Annotated in this window: 20 protein-coding genes; 10 read left to right on the top strand and 10 right to left on the bottom strand. The window is 66.9% G+C overall.

Features of this window, described 5'->3' with window-relative positions; translation table 11 throughout:
• Positions 1 to 74: 74 nt before the first annotated feature.
• Positions 75 to 1,832, bottom strand: coding sequence for a 30S ribosomal protein S1 (locus WAS25_RS03750; protein ID WP_422310170.1), 1,758 nt, complete (start codon positions 1,830 to 1,832; stop codon positions 75 to 77).
• 233 nt (positions 1,833 to 2,065) lie between these two features.
• Between WAS25_RS03750 and WAS25_RS03755 the strand changes: the two genes are divergently transcribed.
• From WAS25_RS03755 to WAS25_RS03765, 3 genes are all read left to right on the top strand, one after another.
• Entirely contained in the window at positions 2,066 to 3,355 is a 1,290-nt protein-coding gene (locus WAS25_RS03755; RefSeq protein WP_422310171.1) for a hypothetical protein, read from the top strand.
• A gap of 10 nt (positions 3,356 to 3,365) precedes the next feature.
• On the top strand, positions 3,366 to 3,776 hold the full coding sequence (locus WAS25_RS03760; protein WP_422310172.1) for a hypothetical protein: 411 nt from the start codon (positions 3,366 to 3,368) through the stop codon (positions 3,774 to 3,776).
• A gap of 79 nt (positions 3,777 to 3,855) precedes the next feature.
• Complete coding sequence (locus WAS25_RS03765) at positions 3,856 to 4,599, top strand: NRDE family protein (RefSeq protein ID WP_422310173.1); 744 nt, start codon at positions 3,856 to 3,858, stop codon at positions 4,597 to 4,599.
• Here WAS25_RS03765 and WAS25_RS03770 read toward each other — a convergent pair.
• The 7 genes from WAS25_RS03770 to WAS25_RS03800 all read right to left on the bottom strand — a co-directional run bounded on the left by WAS25_RS03770 (position 4,596) and on the right by WAS25_RS03800 (position 12,367).
• The gene (locus tag WAS25_RS03770; protein WP_422310174.1) at positions 4,596 to 5,153 is read right to left on the bottom strand and encodes a NifU family protein; all 558 of its coding nucleotides are present in this window, start codon (positions 5,151 to 5,153) and stop codon (positions 4,596 to 4,598) included. The genes WAS25_RS03765 and WAS25_RS03770 overlap by 4 nt on opposite strands.
• A 106-nt stretch (positions 5,154 to 5,259) precedes the next feature.
• Complete coding sequence (gene sufU / locus WAS25_RS03775; RefSeq protein WP_422310175.1) at positions 5,260 to 5,709, bottom strand: Fe-S cluster assembly sulfur transfer protein SufU; 450 nt, start codon at positions 5,707 to 5,709, stop codon at positions 5,260 to 5,262.
• On the bottom strand, positions 5,706 to 6,941 hold the full coding sequence (locus WAS25_RS03780) for a SufS family cysteine desulfurase (protein WP_422310176.1): 1,236 nt from the start codon (positions 6,939 to 6,941) through the stop codon (positions 5,706 to 5,708). Before WAS25_RS03780 ends, sufU begins: the two co-directional genes overlap by 4 nt.
• Positions 6,938 to 8,215, bottom strand: a complete 1,278-nt coding sequence (sufD, locus tag WAS25_RS03785; protein ID WP_422310177.1) for a Fe-S cluster assembly protein SufD — start codon at positions 8,213 to 8,215, stop codon at positions 6,938 to 6,940. Before sufD ends, WAS25_RS03780 begins: the two co-directional genes overlap by 4 nt.
• Positions 8,212 to 8,976: a Fe-S cluster assembly ATPase SufC gene (sufC, locus tag WAS25_RS03790; RefSeq protein ID WP_422310178.1), complete on the bottom strand. Its 765-nt coding sequence runs from the start codon at positions 8,974 to 8,976 to the stop codon at positions 8,212 to 8,214. The genes sufD and sufC overlap by 4 nt, the downstream gene beginning before the upstream one ends.
• Positions 8,977 to 8,990: 14 nt before the next feature.
• Entirely contained in the window at positions 8,991 to 10,430 is a 1,440-nt protein-coding gene (sufB, locus tag WAS25_RS03795; protein ID WP_422310179.1) for a Fe-S cluster assembly protein SufB, read from the bottom strand.
• A gap of 83 nt (positions 10,431 to 10,513) precedes the next feature.
• The gene (locus WAS25_RS03800) at positions 10,514 to 12,367 is read right to left on the bottom strand and encodes a tetratricopeptide repeat protein (protein ID WP_422310180.1); all 1,854 of its coding nucleotides are present in this window, start codon (positions 12,365 to 12,367) and stop codon (positions 10,514 to 10,516) included.
• A gap of 73 nt (positions 12,368 to 12,440) precedes the next feature.
• On the opposite strand from WAS25_RS03800, the gene WAS25_RS03805 reads away from it, so the two are divergent.
• From WAS25_RS03805 to WAS25_RS03830, 6 genes are all read left to right on the top strand, one after another.
• On the top strand, positions 12,441 to 12,962 hold the full coding sequence (locus WAS25_RS03805) for a tetratricopeptide repeat protein (protein WP_422310181.1): 522 nt from the start codon (positions 12,441 to 12,443) through the stop codon (positions 12,960 to 12,962).
• Between the two features lie 50 nt (positions 12,963 to 13,012).
• Positions 13,013 to 13,822 carry an MqnA/MqnD/SBP family protein gene (locus WAS25_RS03810; protein ID WP_422310182.1) on the top strand — a complete coding sequence of 270 codons (810 nt, stop codon included), beginning with the start codon at positions 13,013 to 13,015 and terminating at the stop codon, positions 13,820 to 13,822.
• A gap of 221 nt (positions 13,823 to 14,043) precedes the next feature.
• Positions 14,044 to 14,544, top strand: coding sequence for an NAD(P)H-dependent oxidoreductase subunit E (locus WAS25_RS03815; protein WP_422310183.1), 501 nt, complete (start codon positions 14,044 to 14,046; stop codon positions 14,542 to 14,544).
• A gap of 14 nt (positions 14,545 to 14,558) precedes the next feature.
• Entirely contained in the window at positions 14,559 to 17,600 is a 3,042-nt protein-coding gene (locus WAS25_RS03820; RefSeq protein WP_422310184.1) for an NADH-ubiquinone oxidoreductase-F iron-sulfur binding region domain-containing protein, read from the top strand.
• Positions 17,601 to 17,674: 74 nt separating this feature from the next.
• Positions 17,675 to 19,450 (top strand): NADH-dependent [FeFe] hydrogenase, group A6, encoded by a 1,776-nt coding sequence (locus WAS25_RS03825; protein WP_422310185.1) that lies wholly within the window; start codon positions 17,675 to 17,677, stop codon positions 19,448 to 19,450.
• A 58-nt stretch (positions 19,451 to 19,508) separates the two neighbouring features.
• Positions 19,509 to 19,943: an SRPBCC family protein gene (locus WAS25_RS03830; RefSeq protein WP_422310186.1), complete on the top strand. Its 435-nt coding sequence runs from the start codon at positions 19,509 to 19,511 to the stop codon at positions 19,941 to 19,943.
• Here the strand turns inward: WAS25_RS03830 and WAS25_RS03835 are convergent.
• On the bottom strand, positions 19,940 to 21,034 hold the full coding sequence (locus WAS25_RS03835) for a S1C family serine protease (RefSeq protein ID WP_422310187.1): 1,095 nt from the start codon (positions 21,032 to 21,034) through the stop codon (positions 19,940 to 19,942). The genes WAS25_RS03830 and WAS25_RS03835 overlap by 4 nt on opposite strands.
• Before the next feature lie 175 nt (positions 21,035 to 21,209).
• Here WAS25_RS03835 and WAS25_RS03840 point away from each other — a divergent pair, with 175 nt between their 5' ends.
• Positions 21,210 to 21,668, top strand: a complete 459-nt coding sequence (locus WAS25_RS03840) for an Hsp20/alpha crystallin family protein (protein WP_422310188.1) — start codon at positions 21,210 to 21,212, stop codon at positions 21,666 to 21,668.
• 139 nt (positions 21,669 to 21,807) lie between these two features.
• Here WAS25_RS03840 and WAS25_RS03845 read toward each other — a convergent pair whose 3' ends face one another.
• Positions 21,808 to 23,049 carry an FG-GAP repeat domain-containing protein gene (locus WAS25_RS03845; protein ID WP_422310189.1) on the bottom strand — a complete coding sequence of 414 codons (1,242 nt, stop codon included), beginning with the start codon at positions 23,047 to 23,049 and terminating at the stop codon, positions 21,808 to 21,810.
• Positions 23,050 to 23,084: the final 35 nt, after the last annotated feature.

Below are 23,084 nucleotides of genomic sequence, written 5' to 3' on the forward strand. Positions count from 1 at the left end.
CGGGTCACGAGGTATGGATCCAGCTAGCGCGAAGCCCCCTTGCGGGGGCCTCGCCTACGGTTGGATATTGAGAGCTACTCGCGCTCAAGCTTGTTGAATGCGTCAGCCAGGGTCGCCTTCTTGAACTCAGGCTGGCGGGCCTTGGCGGCATCCATGTCGCCCCGCTCCATGTCCTGCTCCAGCTGCTTGACGGAGAGGCCGATGCGGCGCTCGGTGGGATCGAGCTTCACGATCTTCATAATGAGCTCCTGGCCGGCGGCGAACTCCTTCTGGATGTCCTCCACCCGCTTGCGGCTCAGCTCGGAGACGTGCACCAGGCCCTCGATGCCGTCGCCGAGGTCGACGAAGGCGCCGAAGTCGGTCAGGCGGGCGATCTTGCCGGTGATGACGGCACCCACGTTGTTGTTCTCGAAGAAGATCTCCCAGACGTTGGGCTCCATCTGCTTCACGCCGAGGCTCATGCGCTGGGCCAGGGGGTCCAGGTTGAGGACCTTGGCAGTGACTTCGTCGCCCTTCTTCACGATCTCGCCGGGGTGCTTGATCTTCTTGGTCCAGCTGAAGTCGGACACGTGGATCAGGCCGTCGATGCCCTCTTCCAGTTCGATGAAGGCGCCAAACTCCGTGATGTTGCGCACGGTGCCCGTGACGATCATGCCGGGCTGGTACTTCTCGGCGATGGCCATCCAGGGGTTGGGGGTGATCTGCTTCATGCCGAGGCTGATGCGGCGGTTCTCGGAATCCACCTGCAGGATGATGGCTTCGACCTGGTCGCCCAGGTTGACCATGCCCTTGGCGGACTTGACCTTCTTGGTCCAGCTCATCTCGGAGACATGGACCAGGCCTTCGATGCCGGGCTCCAGCTCAACAAATGCGCCGTAGTCCGTGATCGACACGACCTTGCCCTTGACGGTGGCCTGGATGGGATAGCGCTCCTCGACGGAGAGCCAGGGATCCGGGAACTTCTGCTTGTAGCCGAGGCTGACGCGCTCGGTCTCCTTGTCGTACTTGAGCACGGCCACTTCGACCTTGTCGCCCACCTGGAACATCTCGCTGGGGTGGTTGAGCCGGCCCCAGGACATGTCGGTGATGTGCAGCAGGCCGTCCACGCCGCCGAGGTCGACGAAGGCGCCGTACTCGGTGATGTTCTTGATGGCGCCCTCGACCAGCTTGCCTTCCTCGAGGCCCGCGAGGGTCTCTTCCTTCAGGCTCGCGTTGATGGTCTCCAGGAACAGCTTGCGGGACAGCACGATGTTGCCGCGGCGGCGGTTGACCTTGATGACCTTCATGTCGAAGGACTTGCCGAGGTAGGGATCCAGGTTGCGGACAGGCTTCATGTCCACTTGGCTACCGGGCAGGAAGGCGCGGATGCCGATGTCGACGGCCAGGCCGCCCTTGACCTTCTCGAGCACGGTGCCGTGCACAGTCATGTTGGAACGGAAGGCCTTCTCGACCTCGTCCCAGATCTTCATCTTCTCGGCGCGCTCGCGGCTGAGGCGAACGTTGCCGTTGGCGTCCTCGAGCATCTCGAGCAGCACTTCGACGACCTCACCCACCTGCACACCCTGCGTGCCGTCGGGGTTGTTGAACTCGTCGAGGTTGACCGTGCCCGACCCCTTGTAGCCGATGTCGACGATGACGTCCTTGCCGCGGATCTCCACGACGACGCCCCGCACGACCTCTTCTTCGCGGAGGCCACGGGTCTCACCCTGCAGGGCGGCCATGAACTCCTGGCCCTCCTCGCTGCCGTCCTCGACGTATCCCGAGTCCAGCACGGTGATGCGGCCCATCTGCTTGGAGCCTAGGCCCTTGATGATTGCTTCTAACTTGGACATGAAGTCCACCTCTTTGGTTAGCCCCCGCGCTCTGGCGGTGGGCTGGAATCCCGGCACACGAAGTCCGGCAGAACGAACAGCCTACCGAGGAAACCCACACAGGGCTAGGGAAAAATGGAGAAGGCCCAGCCTGGGTGGCGGATCTGAGGAATGGGTGCCGGCCCATTTCTTAAGGACATGTCACCCGGGCCGATAACTTCCCGCATATGCAGGTTACTGCTCACGGAGGCCCCATGGCCAAGACGTCCTTTACAATCCCGGGCTTGGCGCTGGCACTCATCGCCACCAGCGCCTACGCCCAATCGGGGCCGACCTTCAAGTTCAGCGGCTTCGGCACGCTGGCGGGCACCCGGTCCAGCGAGAAGAACGCAGACTTCACGTCCACCGCCGTCCAATACAACGGGCCCGGGTTCACCAGGAGCGTGGATTTCGGGGTGGACTCGAGGGTGGGTCTCCAGGCCGACGTGAAGTTCGGGGATGTCTTCTCGGCCGCCTTCCAGGTCATCTCGGACCACCGCTACGACGACACCTACACCCCCTACCTGAACATGGCCCACCTCAAGATCCAGGCCACGCCCAGTCTCTCTTTCCGGGTCGGGCGCATGCCTTTCTCCGCCTACCTCATCTCCGACTACCGGATGGTGGGCTACTCCATGCCCTGGGTTCGCCCCCCCGTGGAGGTCTACCAGTTCAACCCCATCACGTCCTTCGATGGTGCCGACATCGGCTTCCGGCACAACGTCGGTGATGTGGCGCTGTTCTGGCAGCTAGGAGGCGGGTCCTCCAAGGTGAAGACCGCCGGTGCCAACAGCACGGCCCAGTTCAAGGGCAATGGCGGCGCATTGTCCCTCACGGTCACTTCGGGCTCCTCCACGTTCCGGGCCTACCACACCAGCCTGAAGAGCTCGTATGACAACTCAGGCATCGACAATTCCAGCGACCCGTTCTCGCCCTTCAACCTGCTCCGTGCGGAGCTCGTTGACGTCGGCTATGGGCCCATGCCGAACCCCTATTACGACCCTGCCATGGCGGACAAGTACCAGATCAAGAACAAGACCATTACCTATACGAGCCTGGGCTACACCTATGACCCCGGCGGATGGTTCGTGACTGGAGAACTGGCCCGCAATGCCGGGGACGAGATCATGCTGCCCCAGGCCACGGCCGGTTACCTTACGGCTGGCGTGCGTTTCGGTGCCTGGACCCCCTACCTGACGGTGGCCCAGCGCAAGAACGACACCCACATCTCCAACCCACCTCCGGCCATTGCCTTTGGTCTGGATGGCAACACGCCCAGGCCCTACGATGTCATCGCCAACGTCCTCGCGAATACCAACCAGGCCCAGTCGAGCACAGCGATAGGCTTGCGTTGGGACTTCCACGCCAACATGGATCTGAAGCTCCAGTGCGATTGGGTGAAGAATGCCACCGGATCCTACGGGGCTCTGGTGAACACACAACCGGCCTTCAGGCTAGGTGAAAGCTACAACTTGGTCACACTCGCCTTTGACTTCGTGTTCTAGGGAGGGGCGCATGAACATCCTCATCACCACGCTCGCCACCCTGTCCCTCGTGATTCCCGCCAGCGCACAGGTCGTGATCGTCTCCGCGAAGAACCCCATCTCGAAGCTGACCAAGGAACAGGCTGCCCAGATCTTCCTCGGCCAGTCCCGGACCTTCATCACGGGTGGTCAGGCCGAGGCCCTGGACCTGGCCGAGGACGCGCCTCTCCGCAAGGCCTTCTACCAGGCCATCGCGAACAAGGCCCCAGCCCAGATGAAGGCCCACTGGTCGAAGCTGGAGTTCTCCGGCGCCGCCCGCGCCCCCAAGGCACTTCCGACCAGCGCCGAGGTCGTCAAGCAGGTCGCAGAGAACCCGAAGTTCATCGGCTACGTGGAGGCCAGCGCCGTCACGGCCGGCGTGAAGGTCGTCCTGACGCTCTAGCTTCCAGGCACTGGGGAATCGTACGAAGCGGGCCTGCAGGCCCGCTTCTGTATTACCGGGAGCGGAGCAGAATGAAGCCATGTGCCTCATTGCCTTCCAGTGGGATCCCCCCGGCGAGACGCCCCTGGTGGTGGCCGCGAACCGGGACGAGTTCTACGCCCGTCCCACGGCTCCGATGGCCTGGTGGGAGGGGGGCCGCATCCTGGCGGGACGGGATATCCAGGCCGGTGGCACCTGGCTGGGCGTGAGCGCCGGGGGCCGCTTCGCCGCCCTCACCAACCACCGGGACCCCTCCAGGACCCGGCCGGACCGCGCCACCCGGGGCCTGCTGCCGGTGCGGTTCCTGGAGGGGGGGCACACCGTCGGAGCCTTCCTGGATGAGGTCCGCACGGAGGCAGACCGCTACAACCCCTTCAACCTGCTGCTCTACGATGGCCGGGACCTGCTCGGCTTCGAGAGCCGCCGGGATCGGGTGGTCTCCTTCACGCCGGGCATCCACGCCTTCTCCAATGGGGACTTCGACGAGCCTTGGCCCAAGGTCGAGCAGCTCAAGGCGGGGCTGGTCGATGCTGAAGGGGATGACGCGGCGCTCCTGGCCCTGCTGCAGGAGGCCGAGCCCTTTCCGGACGAGCGTCTGCCCAGCACCGGCGTGGCGCTGGAATGGGAGTGGGCCCTCTCGCCGGCCTTCATCCGCACACCCACCTACGGCACCCGCGCCTCGACGATCCTACGCCTGGGCCGGGAGGCGGTGTCCGTGCTTCAGCAGCGGTTCTCGCCCGAGGGGCCCGAAGGGCGCTCCGAGGTCCGGTTCCGCCTGGCCTAGACCGAGATCACCACGATCTCCGGATCCACTTCCTTCTGCAGCATGCCCTCGATGGCCACCAGGGTGCCGGTGAGGCTGGCGGGGCAGGAACCACAGGCACCCACATAGCGGATCATGACCTGCTTCTCGTGGCGGCCGATGAGCCCGAGGCCGCCGCCGTCTGCAGCCAGGGCCGGCAGGATGGCGCTCTCCAGCACCATGCGGATGTCGCGCAGCATGGGGTCGTTCTCGTCCTCGATCTTCGTGAACATCTTTGGGGCGACCGGGGCGCCGGCGCCACCGCCCGTGCCGGCGGCGGCGCGGATGGGCGCGGCCAGCAGGGGCAGCATCTCGGGCCAGCCCTTGTCGTCGGTCTTGGTGACCGTGAGGAACTTGTCCTGCATGAACACCGAGGTGACGTTCCCCACGGCGAAGAGGTTCTTCGCCAGCTCGTCGTGCTCGGCGGTCTCCACGCTGGGGAAGGACTTGGGGAAGCCCACGGCCACCGATTCCTTCAGCACGAACTTCACGGCGTTGGGATTGGGCGTGTACTCGATTTCGGCAATTTTTGGCATCAGAGATTCTCACCACGAAGACAGGAGGACCACGAAGAAACACCCAAGACAAAAGGGAAAGCGTGGAGGCACACCTTCGTGGTCTTGGTGGGCTTCGCGGTTAATTTCATTCGGTGCTCGCTTCTTCCTCGCCTCGTAAAGCGGCGTGGAGGGTGGCCCAGGGAAGGACGGCGCACTTGACGCGGCTGGGCAGGTCCTTGACGCCGCTGAAGAGGGTGAGCTTGCCGAGCAGGGGGGTTCCGGCACCGGGCTCCAGCTCGCCGCGCACCATGCCGCGGAACTGCTCGGCCATGGCCTCGGCCTCGGCCACGGGCCTGCCCTTCACGGCCCCGGTCATGAGGCTGGCGCTGGCCACGTCGATCGCACAGCCGGTACCGGTGAACTTGATGTCCTGCACATGGCCATTCTCGATGATCAGCGACAGCTCCAGCTGATCGCCACAGAGCGGGTTGTGCCCCTCCGCGTGGTGGGTGCAGTTCTCCAGCTTCCCAAAGTTCCGCGGCTTCTTGTTGTGCTCCAGGATGACCTGCTGGTACAGCTCGCGGGGGTCGCTCATGTGAACAGCTCGATGGCCTTGAGGATGGCGGAAACCAGCACGTCCACTTCGTCCCGGGTGTTGAAGTAGGCGAAGGAGGCGCGGGTGGTGGCGGGGACATTGAAGCGGGTCATGACGGGCTGGGCGCAGTGGTGGCCGGCGCGGACGACCACGCCCTCGCCGTCCAGCAGGCTGCCCATGTCGTGGGGGTGGATGCCCTCCACCACGAAGGAGATGACGCTGGCCTTGTCCTTGGCCGTGCCGAGGATGCGCAGACCGGGGATGGCGGAGAGCTGCTCGGTGGCGTAGGTGAGCAGGTCGTGTTCGTGGGCGGCGATGCGGTCGAGGCCCAGGGCGCTGAGGTAGTCGATGGCCGCGCCGAGGCCGATGGCGGCAGCGATGGGGGGCGTGCCCGCCTCGAACTTGCCGGGGGCGGCCATGTAGGTGGTCTTCTCCCAGGAGACGGAGCGGATCATGTTGCCGCCGCCGTGCCAGGGGGGCATGGCCTCCAGGTGGGCCAGCTTGCCGTAGAGGACGCCGATGCCCGTGGGGCCCGAGAGCTTGTGGCCGCTGAAGGCGTAGAAATCCGCGTCCAGGTCCACCACGTCCACCTTCAGGTGCGGAACGGCCTGGGCGCCGTCCACCAGCACGGGCACGCCCTTGGCGTGGGCGCGGGCGATGATCTCCTTCACCGGGTTCACGGTGCCGAGCACGTTGCTGACGTGCACCACACCGATGATCCGGGTGAGGTCGGTGATGAGCTCATCGAGCGAGTCGAGGATCAGCTCGCCCGCATCGGTCATGGGGATGACCTTGATCGTGGCGCCCTTCTCCTGGGCCAGCATCTGCCAAGGCACGATGTTGGCGTGGTGCTCCATGGCGGAGAGCAGGATCTCATCGCCCTCCTTCACATGCATCCGGCCGTAGGTCTGGGCCACGAGGTTGATGGCCTCCGTGGTGCCGCGGGTCCAGACGATCTCCCTGATGGAGCCGGCGCCGAGGAACCGGCGAACCTTCTCCCGGGCGGCCTCGTAGAAGTCCGTGGCCTCCTGGCTCAGCGTGCTCACGCCCCGGTGGACGTTGGTGTGCTCCTCCCGCTCGTACTTGGCAATGCGCTCGATGACAGGCAGTGGCATCTGGCCGCTCACGGCACTGTCGAGGTAGATCACGCGTTTGCCATGCAGCACTCGGGAGAGGAGGGCGAAGTCCTGGCGGACGGCGGCGACGTCGAGGGGGTCGAGGACCGTGCTCATGCCAGATCCCCCAGCGAAGCGGCCTGGGTGCGGGCCATGACGAGCTGACGCAGGGCCCGCCGAAGGCTGGCCACGGGGATGTGCGTGAGCACGTCCGCCGCGAAGCCGTAGGTGAGGAGGTTGCGGGCATCGTCGGCGTTGAGGCCGCGGCTCTGCAGGTAGAACAGCTCTTCGGGGTCCAGCGCGCCCACGGTGGCGCCGTGGCTGCACTTCACGTCGTCGGCGTAGATCTCCAGCTGGGGCTTGGTGTCCACCCGGGCCGTCTCGGAGAGGAGGAGGTTGCGGCTCTGCTGCTTCGCATCGGTTCCCTGCGCCTTGGGCGCCACCAGCACCTGGCCGTTGAAGACGGCGCGGGCATGGCCGTCCACGATGCACTTGTGCAGCTGGTGGCTGCTGGCGTGCGGCTCAGCATGGAGCATGAAGCTGTGCGTGTCCGCCACCTGGGCGCCATCCAGCAGGGCGAGTCCGTCCAGCGTCGCCTCGGCGCCCTCGGCTAGGCGCACCCAGGGCTGCTGCCGGGAGAGCCGGGCCCCGAAGCTCAGGGTGCGGGAGTGGTACTGGCCGCCCTTGGCCACCTCGGCCTTGAGGGTGCCCAGGTGGAAGGCCTCGTCGCTGTCGCGCTGGACGCGCTCGTGGCGGAGGACGGCGCCCTCGGCCACACGGATCTCCACCACAGGGCAGGTCAGGTAGGTGCCCTCGCCGTGGTGCTCTTCCACCAACTCCAGCTCGGCGCCGCGCTCCAGCACCACCAGGAGGCGCGGGAAGACGGTGATGGGAGTCTCGGCCTTCGTGAGGAAGAGCAGGTGCAGGGGCAGGGCCACCTTCAGGTTCTTGGGCACCAGGAGGACGGCGCCGTCCACGAAGCGGGCGGTGTTGAGGTCCTCGAAGGGGCTCTGGTTGTGCGTCGGGCCCACCGTGCCGAGGGCGTGGCAGGCCTCGCTGGCGGTGGACAGGGGCAGGAACCGAACACCCGCCGGAACTGCCGAGGCACAGCTGGCGTGGGGCGCGTGGTGTCCGTTCACGAAGACCTGGCGGGTGCCCACCATCTCGGGCAGCAGGTGGCCGCTGACGTCCACCGTGGCCCTCGGCGCAGGGCCGAAGGTGATCGCGCCCAGGGCCTTCAGGTCCGTGTATTTCCAGTCCTCGTCACGGGTGGTGGGCAGGTCGCGCCTCGCCAGCCGCGCTTCCGCCTCCTCCCGCAAGCTGTCCCACTCCGAGGGCCTGGGCCCGCTGAGCAAGTCGGAGAGCAGGTTCGCGGCAACGGCCGAGGTCATCGCGCCCCCCCGGCGGCGGCCTCTTCCAGCACCCAGTCGTAGCCCCGCTCCTCGAGCTCGAGAGCCAGCTCCTTGCCGGCGCTCTTGAGGATGCGCCCGCCCGACAGCACGTGGACGAACTGGGGCTGGATGATCTCCAGGATGCGCGGGAAGTGGGTGATGATCAGCAGGGCGCGGTCGGCGCGCTGCAGCTTGTTCACCGCATCGCCCAGCACTCGCAGGGCGTCGATGTCGAGGCCGCTGTCTAGCTCGTCGAGGATGGCAAGCTTGGGTTCCAGCACGGCCATCTGGAGGATCTCGTTGCGCTTCTTCTCGCCGCCGGAGAAGCCCTCGTTGAGGCTGCGGTCCAGGAACTCCTCCTTCATGGCCACGACCTTGATCTTCTCGTGGATGAAGTCGTCGAACTCCAGGGGATCCAGCTCGTCGCGACCCTCGGCCTCGGCCTTCTTGTTGTAGGCCAGGCGCAGGAAGGACGCGTTACTCACGCCCGGCACCTCGATGGGGTGCTGGAAGCCCATGAAGATGCCGGCCCGGGCGCGGGCATCGGCCTCCATCTCGAAGAGGTTTTGGCCCTCGAACAGCACCTCGCCGCCGGTGACCTCGTAGGCCGGATGGCCCGCCAGGACCTTGCCCAGGGTGGACTTGCCCGAGCCGTTGGGCCCCATGATGGCGTGGGTCTCGCCCGCCTTGATCTCCAGGTCGATCCCATTGAGCACCGGCGTGCCGTTGATCGAGGCGGTGAGGTTCTTGATCGAAAGCATTGGTTCTCCAGTCGTCATCCCACAGATCCTTCCAGCTTGAGAGAGAGCAGCTTGGTGGCCTCGACGGCGAACTCCATGGGGAGCTCGCGGAAGACGTCCTTGCAGAAGCCATTGATGATCATGCTGATGGCCTCTTCCGCCGGGATGCCCCGCTGCTGGAAGTAGAAGAGCTGCTCTTCGCCGATCTTGCTGGTGGTGGCCTCGTGCTCCACCTTGGCGCTGCGGTTCTGCACCTCGAGGTAGGGGAAGGTGCTGGCGCTGCAGGTGTGGCCGATGAGCATGGAGTCGCACTGGCTGAAGTTGCGGGCGCCCTCGGCCTTCGGCTGGATCTTCACCAGGCCTCGGTAGCTGTTGGAGCTGTCGCCGGCGCTGATGCCCTTGCTGACGATGGTGCTCTTGGTGTTCCGGCCGATGTGCACCATCTTGGTGCCGGTGTCCGCCTGTTGCTTGTGGTTGGTGAGGGCCACGCTGTAGAACTCGCCAATGCTGTCGTCGCCCAGCAGGATGCAGCTGGGGTACTTCCAGGTGATGGCACTGCCGGTCTCCACCTGGGTCCAGCTGATGTGCGAGCCCTTGCCCTTGCAGAGGCCGCGCTTGGTGACGAAGTTGAAGATGCCGCCCACGCCGTTCTTGTCACCGGCGTACCAGTTCTGCACGGTGCTGTACTTGATGGAGGCGTGGTCGAGGGCCACCAGCTCCACCACCGCCGCATGCAGCTGGTTGGTGTCGAACTGAGGCGCGGTGCAGCCTTCCAGGTAGCTCACGCTGGCGCCTTCCTCGGCCACGATGAGGGTGCGCTCGAACTGGCCCGAGTCCTTGTTGTTGATGCGGAAGTAGGTGCTCAGGTCCATGGGGCAGGTGACGCCCTTGGGAATGAACACGAAGCTGCCATCCGTGAACACGGCGCTGTTCAGGGCTGCGTAGAAGTTGTCGGCGGCGGGCACCACGCTGCCCAAGTATTTCTTGATGAGCTCTGGGTGCTCCCGCACTGCTTCACTGAAGCTGCAGAAGATGATGCCGACCGTGGCCAGCTTCTCCTTGTAGGTGGTGGTCACGCTGACGGAGTCGAAGACCACGTCCACGGCGACGCCGGCTAGGCTGGCCTGCTCGTTGATGGGCACGCCCAGTTTCTCGAAGGTGCGCAGCAGCTCCGGGTCCACCTCGTCCATGGAGGCGTACTTGGGGGTCTTCTGCTTGGGAGCGCTGTAGTAGACGATCTTCTGGAAGTCGGGACGGGGGTAGTTGACCTTGGCCCAGTCCGGCTCGGCCAGGGTCAGCCAGTGGCGGTAGGCCTTGAGGCGGAAGGCCAGCAGCCACTCCGGTTCGCCCTTCTTGGCCGAGATGAAGCGGATCACGTCCTCGTTGAGGCCGGCCGCGACGCTGTCCGCCTCGATGTCCGTCACGAAGCCGTACTTGTATTCCTGGCTGGTGACCACGTTCAGGGTGGAGTTCATCGACAGGCTCCCGAGACCTTCCATTCTGGAATCTCGACCAAAATTGTCAACTTAATAGGCTGTGCCCCTGGTCACGAGGCCCCTCAGACCTGAACGGCCTCGTCCAACTCCTTGAGAAGGCCGCGGATCTGGGTTTTGACACCCTTGGCCTGGCTCTCGTTGAGGTCCCCGGCCTCGGCGTCGAGGCCCGCCTTGAGCAGGGCCCGGGCCTCTTCCCGGCTCCCCAGGCCCGCCAGGGCGGCCCCGAGCTGGAAGTGGTTGATGAGGGTGGGTTCCTTCTCGATGAGGGGATCCAGCAGGTCCAGCACCTCCTGGTGGCGCTTGAGGGCCAGCAAGTATTGGCCCAGCAGGGTGCGGGCGCGGGGCTCCAGGCCGGGCAGCGGGTGGGTGTGGAGCCGGCGGACTTCAGTGAGGTCCTGGACCGTGATGTCCCCGTTCATGAGGCGGTAGGCCAGTCGCATGAGGGCCGCCTCCCAGGCGCCGGTGCTCTTGGGATGCCGCGCGAGGAAGGCATCCAGGGCCCTGGTGATCTCGGGTTCCCGTTTCTGCTCCATCAGGTGTTCGAGCACCAGCCGCAGGGCCAGGAAGCAGAGCCGGGGATGGCGGTCGGAGCAGGCGAACTTCAGGGCCGCCTTCAGCTGGTGCTCAGGATCCTTCAGGAAGGCCAGGCGCAGCTCCAGCCACTCAGAGCGCTGGCTCCGGCCCTTGCGGCGGGCCCGCTTGAGCAGGACCTCGGCCCCTTCGGTCTGGCTCTCGTCCAGCAGGGTCTCCACTTCGTCGAGCATCAGCTGGGTGCCGGCCTTGCCATCCCGGGCCTCCCGCAACTGGGGGTGGCTCTCGGCGTCGAGCATGAGCAGGAGGTGGGGATCGCCGGGGTTCTGCAGGAGCAGCTCCTGGAGGATGGCGAAGGCCTTGGGGCGCTCATCCTGCAGCAAGTATGCCTCTGCCAGGGCCTCCCGCACATTCAGGTCGCCAGGCAGGTAGGCACTGGCTTCCTTCAGGGCAGGGACAGCCAGGGCGCTCTCGCCGCGGGCCACGTGGACCTGGCCCAGCAGCAGGAGCGTTTCCCCGTCCTTGCGCCGGGCCACGGCTTCCTGGGCGGCTTCCAGGGCGCCCTGCAGGTCGTCCTGGTCGAGCAGGAGCTCCGCCAGCAGCATGCGGGGTTCCGGGTCCTCCGGGCGCAGGTCCGCGGCCTGGTGCAGGGCCTCGATGGCCTGGTCCGCCTGCTCAGGCAGCTCCTGGAGCAGCTTGCCCAGCAGCATCCAGGCCTCGAAGTGGCGGGGGCTAAGGCCCACGACCTTGCGGGCCAGCACCTCGGCCTCCTCGAAGTTCTGGGAGGCCTCGTGCAGGGAGGCGGCCGTGAAAAGCAGCTCGTAGTTCTTGGGGTCAAGGGGCAGGGCCTGGCCAAGGCGCTGGGCCGCGCCGGGCAGGTCGGCGGCCTCCAGCAGGGCCGTGGTCTCCAGCAGCGCCCGCTTGAGCTGGGCCATGGACTTGGGGCGGGCGATGGGCAGGATGCGGGCGCGGTAGCGGGTGAACAGCTCCCGGGCGCTGATGAGATGCAGGTTCTCCTCAACGAGGTTCTCCCAGCGCTCGGAGAAGGCGTGGGCGTCCAACTGGCGGTTGTGCTCCATCTCCTGCACCAGGGCCATGAGGCCGTTGCGCAGCATGACTTCGCTACGCTCAAGCTTGCCCAGCTGGTCGGAGACGGTCTCCAGGTAGGTCTCCACCCTGCGCAGGGTCTCCTCCAGCCCCGTAATGCGCTCCAGCAGGTGCTCTTCCAGGTCCTCGCCGCCGTCGGAGTCCTCGGGCTCGTCCTCCCAGGTCTGGTCCCCCGCCAGGATGAGCAGGCGCGTGCCACATTTCAGGCAGGTCTCCCGATCCCCTGGGTTCCAGGAGAGGCAGTTCTGGCAGAAGGAACCTGGGAGATCGGTGGCCATGGTTCCAGGATAGAGGGTTATGGTGGTCGCCGAGGTCTGAAGGTTTTATCCTGGACCCGTCAAGGAACGTCCGATGAGCGATGCACAGGACAGGCAGGACAAGCGGCAGGAGGCCATGGAGTGGGTGGGCAAGGCCTACCAGCTCCACATGAAGGGCGAGGTGGAGAAGGCCATCGGGCTCTACACCAAGTCCATCGAGATCTGCCCCACGGCGGAGGCCTACACCTTCCGCGGCTGGGCCCGCTCCTTCGAGAAGGACTACCCCGCCGCCATCGAGGACTGCCATCGCGCCATCGACCTGGATCCCGAGTTCGGCAACCCCTACAACGACATTGGTGCCTACTACGTCGAGCAGAACGAGCCCGATGACGCGATCCCCTGGCTGCGCATGGCCCTGAAGGCCAAGCGGTATGAGAGCTACTGCTTCCCCCACTTCAACCTGGGCCGCGTCTTCGAAGCCAAGGGTCAGTTCGACAAGGCCCTCGAGCACTTCCGCAAGGCGCTCGAGGAGAACCCCCGCTACGCCCTCGCCGCCAAGGCCGTGGATCGGGTGAAGGTCAAACTCGCGGCCCGGAATCCCGAAGCCATCAGCTGAACCCCCTGCCTCAGGCCGGATCTGTGCTGAACTGGACGGTGAGGACTGCCATGAAGCTCACCATCGCCCACAGCCCGGACTCCGACGACGCCTACATGATGGCCCCCTTGGCCCTGGGGTGGCTGGACCCGGACGGCTTCGAGATCGAGTTCATCCGCAAGGACATCGAGCAACTGAACGCGGAGGCCACGGAAGGCTGCTACGACGTCACTGCCATCAGTTTCGGCGCCTACCCCGAGCTGAAGGACCGCTACGACCTGCTGACGGCCGGCAGCAGCATCCAGGAGGGCACCGGGCCGCTGGTGGTGAGCCGCACGCCCCTGGATGTGGCGGCCCTGAAGGGGCTGACCATCGCCATCCCCGGACGGCGCACCTCAGCCTACCTGTCCATGCGGAAGTGGTGCGCGGAGCACGGCTTCGAGCCGGAAGTTGAGCTGCTGCCCTTCGACCAGATCCTGCCCGCCGTGCTGGAAGGCCGATACCAGGCAGGCCTGCTCATCCATGAAAGCCAGCTCATGTACCGGGAGGCCGGCCTCCGCCTGGTGGTCGACCTGGGCGCCTGGTGGAAACACGCCTACGACCTGCCCCTGCCCATGGGCGGCAACGCCATCCGGAAGGACCTCCCTGCGGAGGTGAAGCAGCGCTTCGCCGTGCTCATGCGCAAGAGCGTCGAGCTGGCCCGCGCGCGCCACTGGGAGAGCGTGGACTACAGCCAGTCCTTCGGCCGCGGCATGGACCGCGAGATGATCGGCCGCTACGTGAACGCCTGGGTGAACGACTTCACCGTGGATCCGGGGCCGCGCGGACGCGCGGCGGTGAAGAAGCTGCTGGGCCTCGAGCCGGTCTGGATCCAGGGCTGAGGGGGGCTCACAAGGCGCAAGGACCACCCGCCCAGGTGGTCCGTTGTGTTGTTGTTGACTCAGAGGTTGTTTTTGATCGAGGATGGGTCGCCCCCCCGCCCGGGAAGGTTTCGAGCCTGAGGTGAGGGTGCTTCGAGGTGAACAGGTTTTCAGGTTCTTGATGCGGGACTGAGTCGCGCGCACCCAAGGCCGGCCGCTCCCGCCCCTTCATCGGAGGGCGCATGACCGGTTGTGGCGTATGTTCCTGCGGAGGCGCGACCAGCGAGGTGGACCTGATGCTGCGCCTGGATGAGACCATCCAACAGTACCAGGCGGTGCCCGGCGGCCTCATCCCCGTGCTCCAGATCGCACAGGGCATCTATGGCCACCTGCCCGAGCCCGCCCTGATGCGGATCTGCTCGGGTCTCAACAAGCCCTACAGCGAAGTGGCAGGGGTGGTGAGCTTCTACAGCTTCTTCTCCACGGAGCCCCGGGGGCGGCACACCATCCGGGTGTGCCTCGGCACGGCCTGCTACGTGCGGGGTGCCAACCGGGTGCTGGCGGGCCTTAAGCAGACCCTGGGCATCGAGGTGGGCCAGACCACGCCCAACCTCCAGTTCACACTGGAGGTGGCGCGCTGCCTGGGCGCCTGCGGCATCGCCCCGGCCTGCATGGTGGACAGCGTGGTCCACCAGAGCATCAAGCCCAACCAGATCGCTTCGATCCTCCAGTCCTACGAGTGAGCGGGGAGGTTGCCATGACGCGAATCCAGGCCCTTCATCTCTGTTCCGGCGCCGGCTGTGTGGCCGCGGGCGCAGTGCCGCTGGCCATGGCCCTCCGGGAGGCGCTGAACAGGCGGGGTCTCGACGTGAGGATCGTGGAGACCGGCTGCCTGGGTCCCTGTGCCGGCGGGCCGGTGCTGCTCTGCGAGCCCGAGGGCATCCTGTACCAGAAGATCGCACTCACGGACGTGGACGAGATCGTCGAGCGCACGGTGGCACGGGGCGAGGTCATCGAGCGGCTGACCTGGCGAAGGGCCGACAGCGGCGAGGCCATGGCCCGGGTGACCGACAATCCCTTCTTCCAGCGGCAGGTGAAGATCGCCCTCCGGAACTGCGGGGTGATCGATCCCCTGAGCATCGACGACGCCATCGCCCACCAGGGCTACGAAGCCCTGAAGAAAGTGCTGCGCACCATGTCCAGCGACGAGGTCATCGCCGAGGTCAAGGCCTCGGGACTGCGCGGGCGGGGCGGGGCGGGCTTTCCCACGGCGCTCAAGTGGGAGCTGTGCCGCCGTTCCCGGGGGACGGTGAAATACGTGCTCTGCAACGCCGACGAGGGCGATCCGGGCGCCTTCATGGACCGAAGCCTGCTGGAGGGCGATCCCCACAGCGTCATCGAGGCCATGGTCATCGCTGGCTATGCCATCGGGGCGGGGCAGGGTTACGTCTACGTGCGGGCCGAATACCCGCTGGCCGTGGCTCGCCTGGAAATCGCCATCCAGCAGGCCCGGCAGCGGGGCTTCCTGGGGGCGAACATCCTGGGCAGCGGCTTCTCCTTCGACCTGGAGATCCGCATGGGCTCCGGCGCCTTCGTGTGCGGCGAGGAGACGGCCCTCATGACTTCCATCGAGGGCAAGCGCGGCGAGCCGCGCCCCAGGCCGCCCTTCCCGGCCCAGGCGGGGCTCTGGGGCAAGCCCAGCATGCTGAACAACGTGGAGACCTACGCGAACATTCCCGCCATCATTCTGCGCGGGGCCGCCTGGTATGCGAGCTTCGGTACTGAGCAATCGAAGGGTACGAAGGTCTTCGCCCTGGCAGGCGCCGTGCGGAACACGGGCCTGGTGGAGATCCCCATCGGCACGCCGCTGGGCGACATCATCTACGAGCTGGGCGGCGGCATCCCCAACGGCAAGAAGTTCAAGGCGGCCCAGCTGGGTGGTCCCTCGGGTGGCTGCATCCCCGTGCAGCACCTGAACGTGCCGGTGGACTACGAGGCCCTGCAGGATCTGGGCGCCATCATGGGATCGGGCGGCCTCATCGTCATGGACGAGGACACCTGCATGGTGGACATGGCGCGCTTCTTCCTCGACTTCGTGCAGGACGAGTCCTGCGGGAAGTGCCCGCCCTGCCGCATCGGCAGCAGGCGGATGCTGGAGATCGTGGACCGCATCTGCACCGGCAAGGGCGAAGAGGGCGACATCGAGAAGCTGGAGGAGCTGGGCCGCATCATCCGCGAGACCTCCCTCTGCGGCCTGGGCCAGACGGCGCCCAACCCGGTGCTGTCCACCATCCGCCACTTCCGCGCCGAGTACGAGGCCCACATCCAAGACAAGCGCTGTCCTGCGGGCGTGTGCCCCGAGCTGGTGCGGGCGCCGTGTCAGAGCGCCTGCCCGGCCAATGTGGACGTGCCGGGCTTCATCTCCCTGGTGGGCCAGGGCCGCATCGCCGAGGCCCTGCGCCTGCACCGCGAGCGCAACCCCTTCGCCGCCGTTTGCGCCCGGGTCTGCTTCCACACCTGCGAGGACAAGTGCCGCCGGGGCATGGTGGACGAGGCCCTCTCCATCCGTGGCATCAAGCGCTTCATGGTGGACGAGGAAGCTACCATGCAGCATCCCGAGGTGCGGCTCAGCGAGACCAACGCCAAGCGGAAGGTGGCCATCATCGGCGCCGGTCCCGCGGGCCTTTCCTGCGCGTACTTCCTGGCCCGGCTGGGCTACCGGCCCCAGGTCTTCGAGGCCGAATCCCGCCCCGGCGGCATGCCCGTCCAGACCATCCCCGCCTACCGCCTGCCGCGGGAGATCCTCTCCCAGGAAGTGCGCATGATCGAGCGGCTGGGGGTGCACATCGAGACCGACAGGCGCCTGGGCCTGGACTTCAGCCTCCAGGACCTGCGCGACCGCGGCTTCGAGGCCGTGTTCCTGGGCGTGGGCGCGCCCCTGGGCCAGCACCTGGGCATCCCGGGCGAAGAGGCCGCGGGCGTCGACGACGCTATCCGCTTCCTGCGGGAGTACAACATCCGCGGCTCCGTGCCCGTGGGCCAGCAGGTGGTCGTCATCGGGGGCGGCAATGCGGCCATCGATACGGCCCGCACGGCCATCCGCCTGGGGGCCGAATCCGTGACGGTGCTCTACCGCCGCACCCGGGAGGAGATGCCCGCCTACGCCGAAGAGATCGATGAGGCCGAGCACGAAGGGGTGAAGATCCGGGTGCTCACGGCCCCTCTGGAGATCCTCACCTGGGATGGCCTGGTGACGGGCGTGTCCTGCCAGGCCATGGTCCTCGGCGAGTTCGACGGAAGCGGCCGACGCCGCCCCAAGGCGGGACCGGATGCGCCCTTCGTGGTGCCGGCCGACCAGGTGATCACCGCCATCGGCCAGCGGCTGGAACGAGCGGCGGTGATGGGCGACCTGGAGGTGGACCTCAACCGGGACGGCTTCATCGCGGCCGATCCTCACACGGGGCGGACCTCCCTCGACTGGCTCTACAGCGCCGGCGATGCCGTGACGGGACCCTCCTCAGTCGTGGGAGCCGTGGCCGGAGGCGAGCGCGCGGCCGTGGCGATCGACGCCCAGTTCACGGGCGCCGAGCATGCCTTCTGGCAGAAGGAGAAGGCCTGCGCGGTGCCCTTCGATCCCAATGCGGAGCCCGTGTGCCATCCGCGCGCCCACATGGAACTGCTGCCCGTGGAGCGCCGCCGCGAGAACTTCAGCGAAGTGGAGCAGTCCTGGACCGAACAGGTCGCCGTCTGCGAAGCCAGGCGCTGCCTGCGGTGCGACTACCGGGAATCTGGGAACTGAGCGCCCATGCGCTATGCCTCGTCATTCCCCGACCAACCAAGCGTTCCTTCCTTCTCCCGAGCCAGGGGACTTCGATGATCAAGCTCACCATCGACCACAGTGACGTGAGGGTGCCCGAGGGCACCACGGTGCTCAATGCGGCCCGGCAGGCGGGCATCCGCATCCCGTCCCTCTGCTACCTGGAAGGGGTCCACGTGGTGGGCGGCTGCCGGGTCTGCCTGGTGGAAGTCGAAGGGGCCAAGGCCCTGCAGGCCTCCTGCTCCATGCCGGTTTCGGAGGGCTTGCGGATTCGCACCAGCACGCCCAAGGTGCGGGCCGCCCGGCGCACGGTGATGGAACTCCTGCTCTCGGACCATGACGGCGACTGCCAGACCTGCGGCCGCTCCGACGACTGCGAGTTCCTGGCGGTGGCGCGGGACCTGGACATCCGCGATCTGCATTTCACAGGGGCCAAGCACCACCGCCTCGTGGACGAAAGCACGCCCGCGCTGGTGCGCGACTCGGCCAAGTGCATCATGTGCCGCCGTTGCATCACCGTCTGCGGCGAGCTCCAGGCCACGGGGGCCCTATCGGCCCAGGACCGGGGCTTCGAGTGCGTGGCGGCCCCGGCCTTCGGCCAGAACCTGGACCGCGTGGCCTGCGTGCAGTGTGGCCAGTGTGTGGCAGTCTGTCCCACGGCGGCCATCACGGAGCGGGACCACATCGAGCGGGTCTGGGAGGCTCTCGGCGATCCCACCAAGCATGTCGTCGTGCAGACGGCCCCCGCCATCCGCGCAGGCCTGGGCGAGTGCTTCGGCCTGCCCCCGGGCACCCTGGTCACGGGCCGCATGGCGGCGGCCTTGCGCCGCCTGGGCTTCCATGCCGTCTTCGACACCAACTTCGCGGCGGACCTGACGATCCTGGAAGAGGGCACCGAGCTGCTCATGCGGCTCAAAGCGGCCATGGTGGAGCACAAGCCCGTGGCCCTGCCCCAGTTCACCAGCTGCTGCCCAGGCTGGATCAAGTTCGCGGAGTACTTCCATCCGGACCTGCTCCCGAACCTCTCCACGGCCAAGTCGCCCCAACAGATGTTCGGGGCCCTGGCCAAGACCTGGTACGCCCAGTCCATCGGTCGGCGCCCGGAAGACATCTACGTGGTGTCGGTGATGCCCTGCACGGCCAAGAAGTTCGAGGCCCAGCGGCCCGAGATGAACGCCAGCGGCTGCCAGGACGTGGACGCGGTGCTCACAACCCGCGAGCTGGGGCGCATGATCACTCAGTCCGGCCTGGACTTCACGGCCCTGCCCGACGAAGCCATGGACCAGCCCCTGGGACTCAGCTCTGGCGCGGCCGACATCTTCGCGAACACCGGCGGCGTCATGGAGGCAGCCCTACGCACGGTCTGGTGCCTGATCACCGGCACGCCGTTCCCCTTCGAGAAGCTGCACGTGGCGCCCATCGAGGGGATGGAGGGCGTGAAGGAGATGGCCATCACCATTCCCGACGCGGTGCCCGAGTGGGCCTTCCTGAAGGGCCAGACCCTGAAGGTGGCCGTCGCCCATGGGCTGGCCAACGCCAACCGCCTCATCGAGCAGGTGCAGTCTGGCCAGAAGGCCTACCACTTCATCGAGGTGATGTCGTGCTCTGGCGGGTGCATCGGGGGTGGTGGCCAGCCCCGGTTCACCACCAACGAGGTGCGCCGCGAGCGCATGAAGGCCATCTTTGCCGAGGACGAGGGCAAGGTCGTGCGGATGTCCCACGACAACCCGGCCATCGCGGAGCTCTACCGCGACTTCCTGGGCGCGCCCCTGGGGGAGACCTCCCACCACCTGCTGCACACCCACTACGAGCCACGAGGCGTCCACCACTGAAAGGCCCTGGCAGGACAGGGCCGTTGGGCGTAGCCTTGGGACCCACCCCGGATGTCCCATGCCCGCTCACCGTGTCAGCAGCCCCGTGGATGCCTCCCCGGACACGGTATGGGCGGTGCTGCTCGACAAGATGGCGCATCCCCAGCGCTACATTGAGGACGCCCTGGATGCCGAGATCCTGGACCGGGACGACGGTTCCGTGGTCCGCCAGCTGGTGCTTCCGGGTGGCGTCTCCTTCCACGAGCACATCTCCTCCGACTCTGTGGCCCGCACCATCACCTTCACCCTGCTGGACCACCCACTCTACGAAGGGACGGTCATCAACCGGCTCCTTCAGGCCCCGGCGGGCGGCGTCGAGCTGGTCTTCGAGCTCGATTGGCGGCCCCGCCCCGGGTGCGTGGACGACCGCGGCCCCGAAGGGCTGCCCGCGCTGATCCAGAGTTCCATCCTGCACACCAAGCGCATCGCCGAGGCCCTGGAGAATGGCGCCTAGTTCCGGCCTGCCTCCAACCGGATCGTCACGCGCTGCTGCCGGCCTTCGCGCTCGATGTCGAGCTGGGCCGAACTTCCCAGCGGCAGGGCTTCGACCGCGTCCAACAGGCTGTCCCAGTCCTCCACTGTGCGGCCGTTCACAGCCTGGATGAGGTCGCCCGGGAGGACTCGGCGCCCCTCGGCGCCCACCCCCTGCAGGCCTGCCCTGGCCGCGGCTCCGCCCCGGATGACCTTGCCGACCATCACGCCCTTCTGGGGGCCGAAGGCGCGCTCCACCAGGCGGGGCGCCACGGGCTCGAAGCCCAGGTCCGGGCGCTCCAGGCGACCCCGGGCGATGAGCTGGGGCACCACGCGGTTCACGGTGTCCACGGGCACGGCGAAACCGATGCCGGCGCTGGCGCCGCTGGGGCTCTGGATGGCGGTGTTCACGCCAATGAGGCGGCCGGCGCTGTCGAGCAGCGGGCCGCCGCTGTTGCCGGGGTTGATTGCCGCATCGGTCTGGATCACGCCGCTGATGCGGCGCCTGGTCGTGCTCTGGATCTCCCGGCCCAGGGCGGACACCACTCCGGTGGTGAGGGTCTGGTCCAGCCCGAAGGGGTTGCCGATGGCCAGCACCGCCTGGCCCACCAGCAGGTCGGCGCTGGTGCCCAGGGGGATCGGGCGCAGCTTCGGTGGTGTCTTCGCCAGCAGCAGTACCGCCAGGTCCTTGTCCGGCGCGCCGCCCACATAGGCAGCCTCGTGGCGGCTGCCATCCGCCAGGGTGATGTAGGCTCGGGTAGCGCCCTGGATGACGTGGAAGTTGGTGACCACGTGCCCCTGCTCGTCCCAGATGAAGCCCGTGCCCGAACCCGCGGGCACCTCCACCACGTCGAAGCCGAAGAAGTCGCGGCTGCGCTCCTCCGTGGTGGTGATGTAGACCACGCTGGGAGCGGCCTCCTTGAAGCGCCGGATGGGCACCAGCTCCCACTCGGGCAGCGTCCCCCGAGGCTCCACGGCCCGCGACCTCGCCACACTGGGCGTGAGCGCGTGTCCGCACCAGCCGGCGAAGATGCCAGCCAACAGCAAACCGACGACCAGCATGCTCCGTCGCATGGAACCTCCAGGGCGGCCCCCAATCTATCCAGCCAACAAAAAGTGTCAAGAGATGTCATTCAAGGAGTTAACAAAAATTATGGAACCTTCTTGACACATGATTAACAAACACTAAGATTTTATTCGGTAACAGAAGCATGATGATTCCGTTGCCCATCTCCCATAGGAGGACTTCATGAGCATTCTTCGGACCCGCACCCCCCAGGCCACTCCGGCTACGGCCGCGACCCTTGAGCCCTTCCGTCTCATGCGCGACTTCCTGCGCTGGGATCCGCTCCTGGACTACAACCTCGGCGCCCCGACGGCCTTCATGCCCAGCTTCGACGTGAAGGAGACGCCGGACGCCTATCAGTTCAGGGCGGACCTTCCCGGCATCCTCGAAGCCGAACTGGAGATCAGCCTGGAAGGCAGCCGCCTCACCGTCGCCGGCAAGCGCGAGGAGGAACTGGCGAAGGAAGGAGAGCGCATCCACCTCTCCGAGCGCAGCCATGGCCGCTTCAGCCGCACCTTCACCCTCCCCGAAGATGTGGAAGGCGAGAAGGTGGTGGCGGAGCTCCGCAACGGCGTCCTGACCCTCATGGTACCCAAGCGCCCGGAGGTGCGACCCCGCAAGATCAATGTCAGCCTCGGGTGAATGCTGTCCGGGGGTCCTCCTCGCAGCGCACGCGCTGCAAGGATCTATGGGCGCGCTGCGCGCACACCCCCGGAGCCCCCGCGCAAAGGCCCGGCAGAGCCGGGCCTTTGCTTTTTTTCAACGCCGAACCTGTTTGACGTTAGTTGTAGAAGAAATTTGGCGGTCCGAAGGTGCCCGGCGTGGTGCCGCTGTTGAGCCGGACCACAATGTCGCCGTCCGCCAGCACAAGGTCCGGATGGCCGTCCCCATCCATGTCCGCGATGGCCACGCCCATGGGGCCCCAGGCACCGCGGTAGTCGACGGCGCCCTGGAAGACGCCCGGAGTCGCGGCGGCGGGCGGGGTCTGGAGGAAGACGGACACAGCGCCGGGATCGCCCGGCAGCCCCTCGCAGGCCACGGCGATGTCGGGCTTGCCGTCGCCGTTGAGATCGCCCACGGCCAGGGCCACGGCCCGGTAGCCGGTGTTGTAGTGCACGGGCGCGGCGAAGGTGCCGGGGGCGCCCTGGAGCAGCACACTCAGGCCCTGCGTGTCGGGACTGACGGATCCGCCGAAGTTCGCCGTGAGCAGATCGAGCTTCCCGTCGCCGTTGAGGTCTGCCGCGCGGATGGCGGCCGGCTGGACCCCCGTGGCGTAGGCCACGGCCGGGGCAACCACGCCGGCGCTCGTTTGCAGCAGCACTGAAATGGTGTTGGCGGAGGTGGCCACGGCGATATCAGCGAAGCCGTTGCCATCCAGGTCGGCCACGGTGACGGCCTGCGGACTCCCGCCCACCGCGTAGCTCACCGGGGCTGCGAAGGACACCGTGTTCGGGGTCGGGTTGATGGGGGAAACCTGAGGGAAGACCAGCACGGTGGGAGCGGGAAGCGGGGTGCCGGTGGGAGAAGGCACGAAGCCGGCGGCCACCACGACATCCATGAGGCCATCCCCGTTCAGGTCGCCCACGGCCACGTCCAGAGGGATGCGGTCTGGAGTGGAGAGCAGGATGGCCGGCAGGAAGTAGCCGGGCCTGGCGGAATCCGCCAGGCGCACGCTGACCGTGTGGTCGTCGGCGTTCGCCACCACCAGATCCGGCCGGCCATCGCCGTTCACGTCCTGGGCCACGAGGTTGGCGGGGCTCCGGCCCACGCCGAAGCGGGTGGGCAGCACAAAGGCTCCCGCGGAGGACTGGAGCCGGGTGGACACATAGCCCTGAGCGGGGGCTCCGTCGAAGTCGGTGGACACCACCCCGAGGATGTCGGGCAGGCCGTTGGCGTCGATGTCGGCCACGGCGATGGCGTTCACCAGGTAGCCGGAGGTGTGGCCCTCAGTGTTCGAGCTTGAACAGCCCAGCAGGCCGAGGATGCCGATGGAGCCAAGGAGAAGACGGTGGCGCATGGTCATGGGGAACTCCGTGAACCTTGAGGAGTAAAATTTGG

This window comes from Geothrix sp. (assembly GCF_049292215.1).
In the GTDB taxonomy this organism is placed as follows: Bacteria; Acidobacteriota; Holophagae; order Holophagales; family Holophagaceae; genus Geothrix.

Excerpts from the sequence above, each read along its gene's own strand:
- WAS25_RS03750 (WP_422310170.1), bottom strand. The coding sequence starts at position 1,832 with ATGTCCAAGTTAGAAGCAATCATCAAGGGCCTAGGCTCCAAGCAGATG.
- WAS25_RS03755 (WP_422310171.1), top strand. The coding sequence starts at position 2,066 with ATGGCCAAGACGTCCTTTACAATCCCGGGCTTGGCGCTGGCACTCATC.
- WAS25_RS03760 (WP_422310172.1), top strand. The coding sequence starts at position 3,366 with ATGAACATCCTCATCACCACGCTCGCCACCCTGTCCCTCGTGATTCCC.
- WAS25_RS03765 (WP_422310173.1), top strand. The coding sequence starts at position 3,856 with ATGTGCCTCATTGCCTTCCAGTGGGATCCCCCCGGCGAGACGCCCCTG.
- WAS25_RS03770 (WP_422310174.1), bottom strand. The coding sequence starts at position 5,153 with ATGCCAAAAATTGCCGAAATCGAGTACACGCCCAATCCCAACGCCGTG.
- sufU (WP_422310175.1), bottom strand. The coding sequence starts at position 5,709 with ATGAGCGACCCCCGCGAGCTGTACCAGCAGGTCATCCTGGAGCACAAC.
- WAS25_RS03780 (WP_422310176.1), bottom strand. The coding sequence starts at position 6,941 with ATGAGCACGGTCCTCGACCCCCTCGACGTCGCCGCCGTCCGCCAGGAC.
- sufD (WP_422310177.1), bottom strand. The coding sequence starts at position 8,215 with ATGACCTCGGCCGTTGCCGCGAACCTGCTCTCCGACTTGCTCAGCGGG.
- sufC (WP_422310178.1), bottom strand. The coding sequence starts at position 8,976 with ATGCTTTCGATCAAGAACCTCACCGCCTCGATCAACGGCACGCCGGTG.
- sufB (WP_422310179.1), bottom strand. The coding sequence starts at position 10,430 with ATGAACTCCACCCTGAACGTGGTCACCAGCCAGGAATACAAGTACGGC.
- WAS25_RS03800 (WP_422310180.1), bottom strand. The coding sequence starts at position 12,367 with ATGGCCACCGATCTCCCAGGTTCCTTCTGCCAGAACTGCCTCTCCTGG.
- WAS25_RS03805 (WP_422310181.1), top strand. The coding sequence starts at position 12,441 with ATGAGCGATGCACAGGACAGGCAGGACAAGCGGCAGGAGGCCATGGAG.
- WAS25_RS03810 (WP_422310182.1), top strand. The coding sequence starts at position 13,013 with ATGAAGCTCACCATCGCCCACAGCCCGGACTCCGACGACGCCTACATG.
- WAS25_RS03815 (WP_422310183.1), top strand. The coding sequence starts at position 14,044 with ATGACCGGTTGTGGCGTATGTTCCTGCGGAGGCGCGACCAGCGAGGTG.
- WAS25_RS03820 (WP_422310184.1), top strand. The coding sequence starts at position 14,559 with ATGACGCGAATCCAGGCCCTTCATCTCTGTTCCGGCGCCGGCTGTGTG.
- WAS25_RS03825 (WP_422310185.1), top strand. The coding sequence starts at position 17,675 with ATGATCAAGCTCACCATCGACCACAGTGACGTGAGGGTGCCCGAGGGC.
- WAS25_RS03830 (WP_422310186.1), top strand. The coding sequence starts at position 19,509 with ATGCCCGCTCACCGTGTCAGCAGCCCCGTGGATGCCTCCCCGGACACG.
- WAS25_RS03835 (WP_422310187.1), bottom strand. The coding sequence starts at position 21,034 with ATGCGACGGAGCATGCTGGTCGTCGGTTTGCTGTTGGCTGGCATCTTC.
- WAS25_RS03840 (WP_422310188.1), top strand. The coding sequence starts at position 21,210 with ATGAGCATTCTTCGGACCCGCACCCCCCAGGCCACTCCGGCTACGGCC.
- WAS25_RS03845 (WP_422310189.1), bottom strand. The coding sequence starts at position 23,049 with ATGACCATGCGCCACCGTCTTCTCCTTGGCTCCATCGGCATCCTCGGC.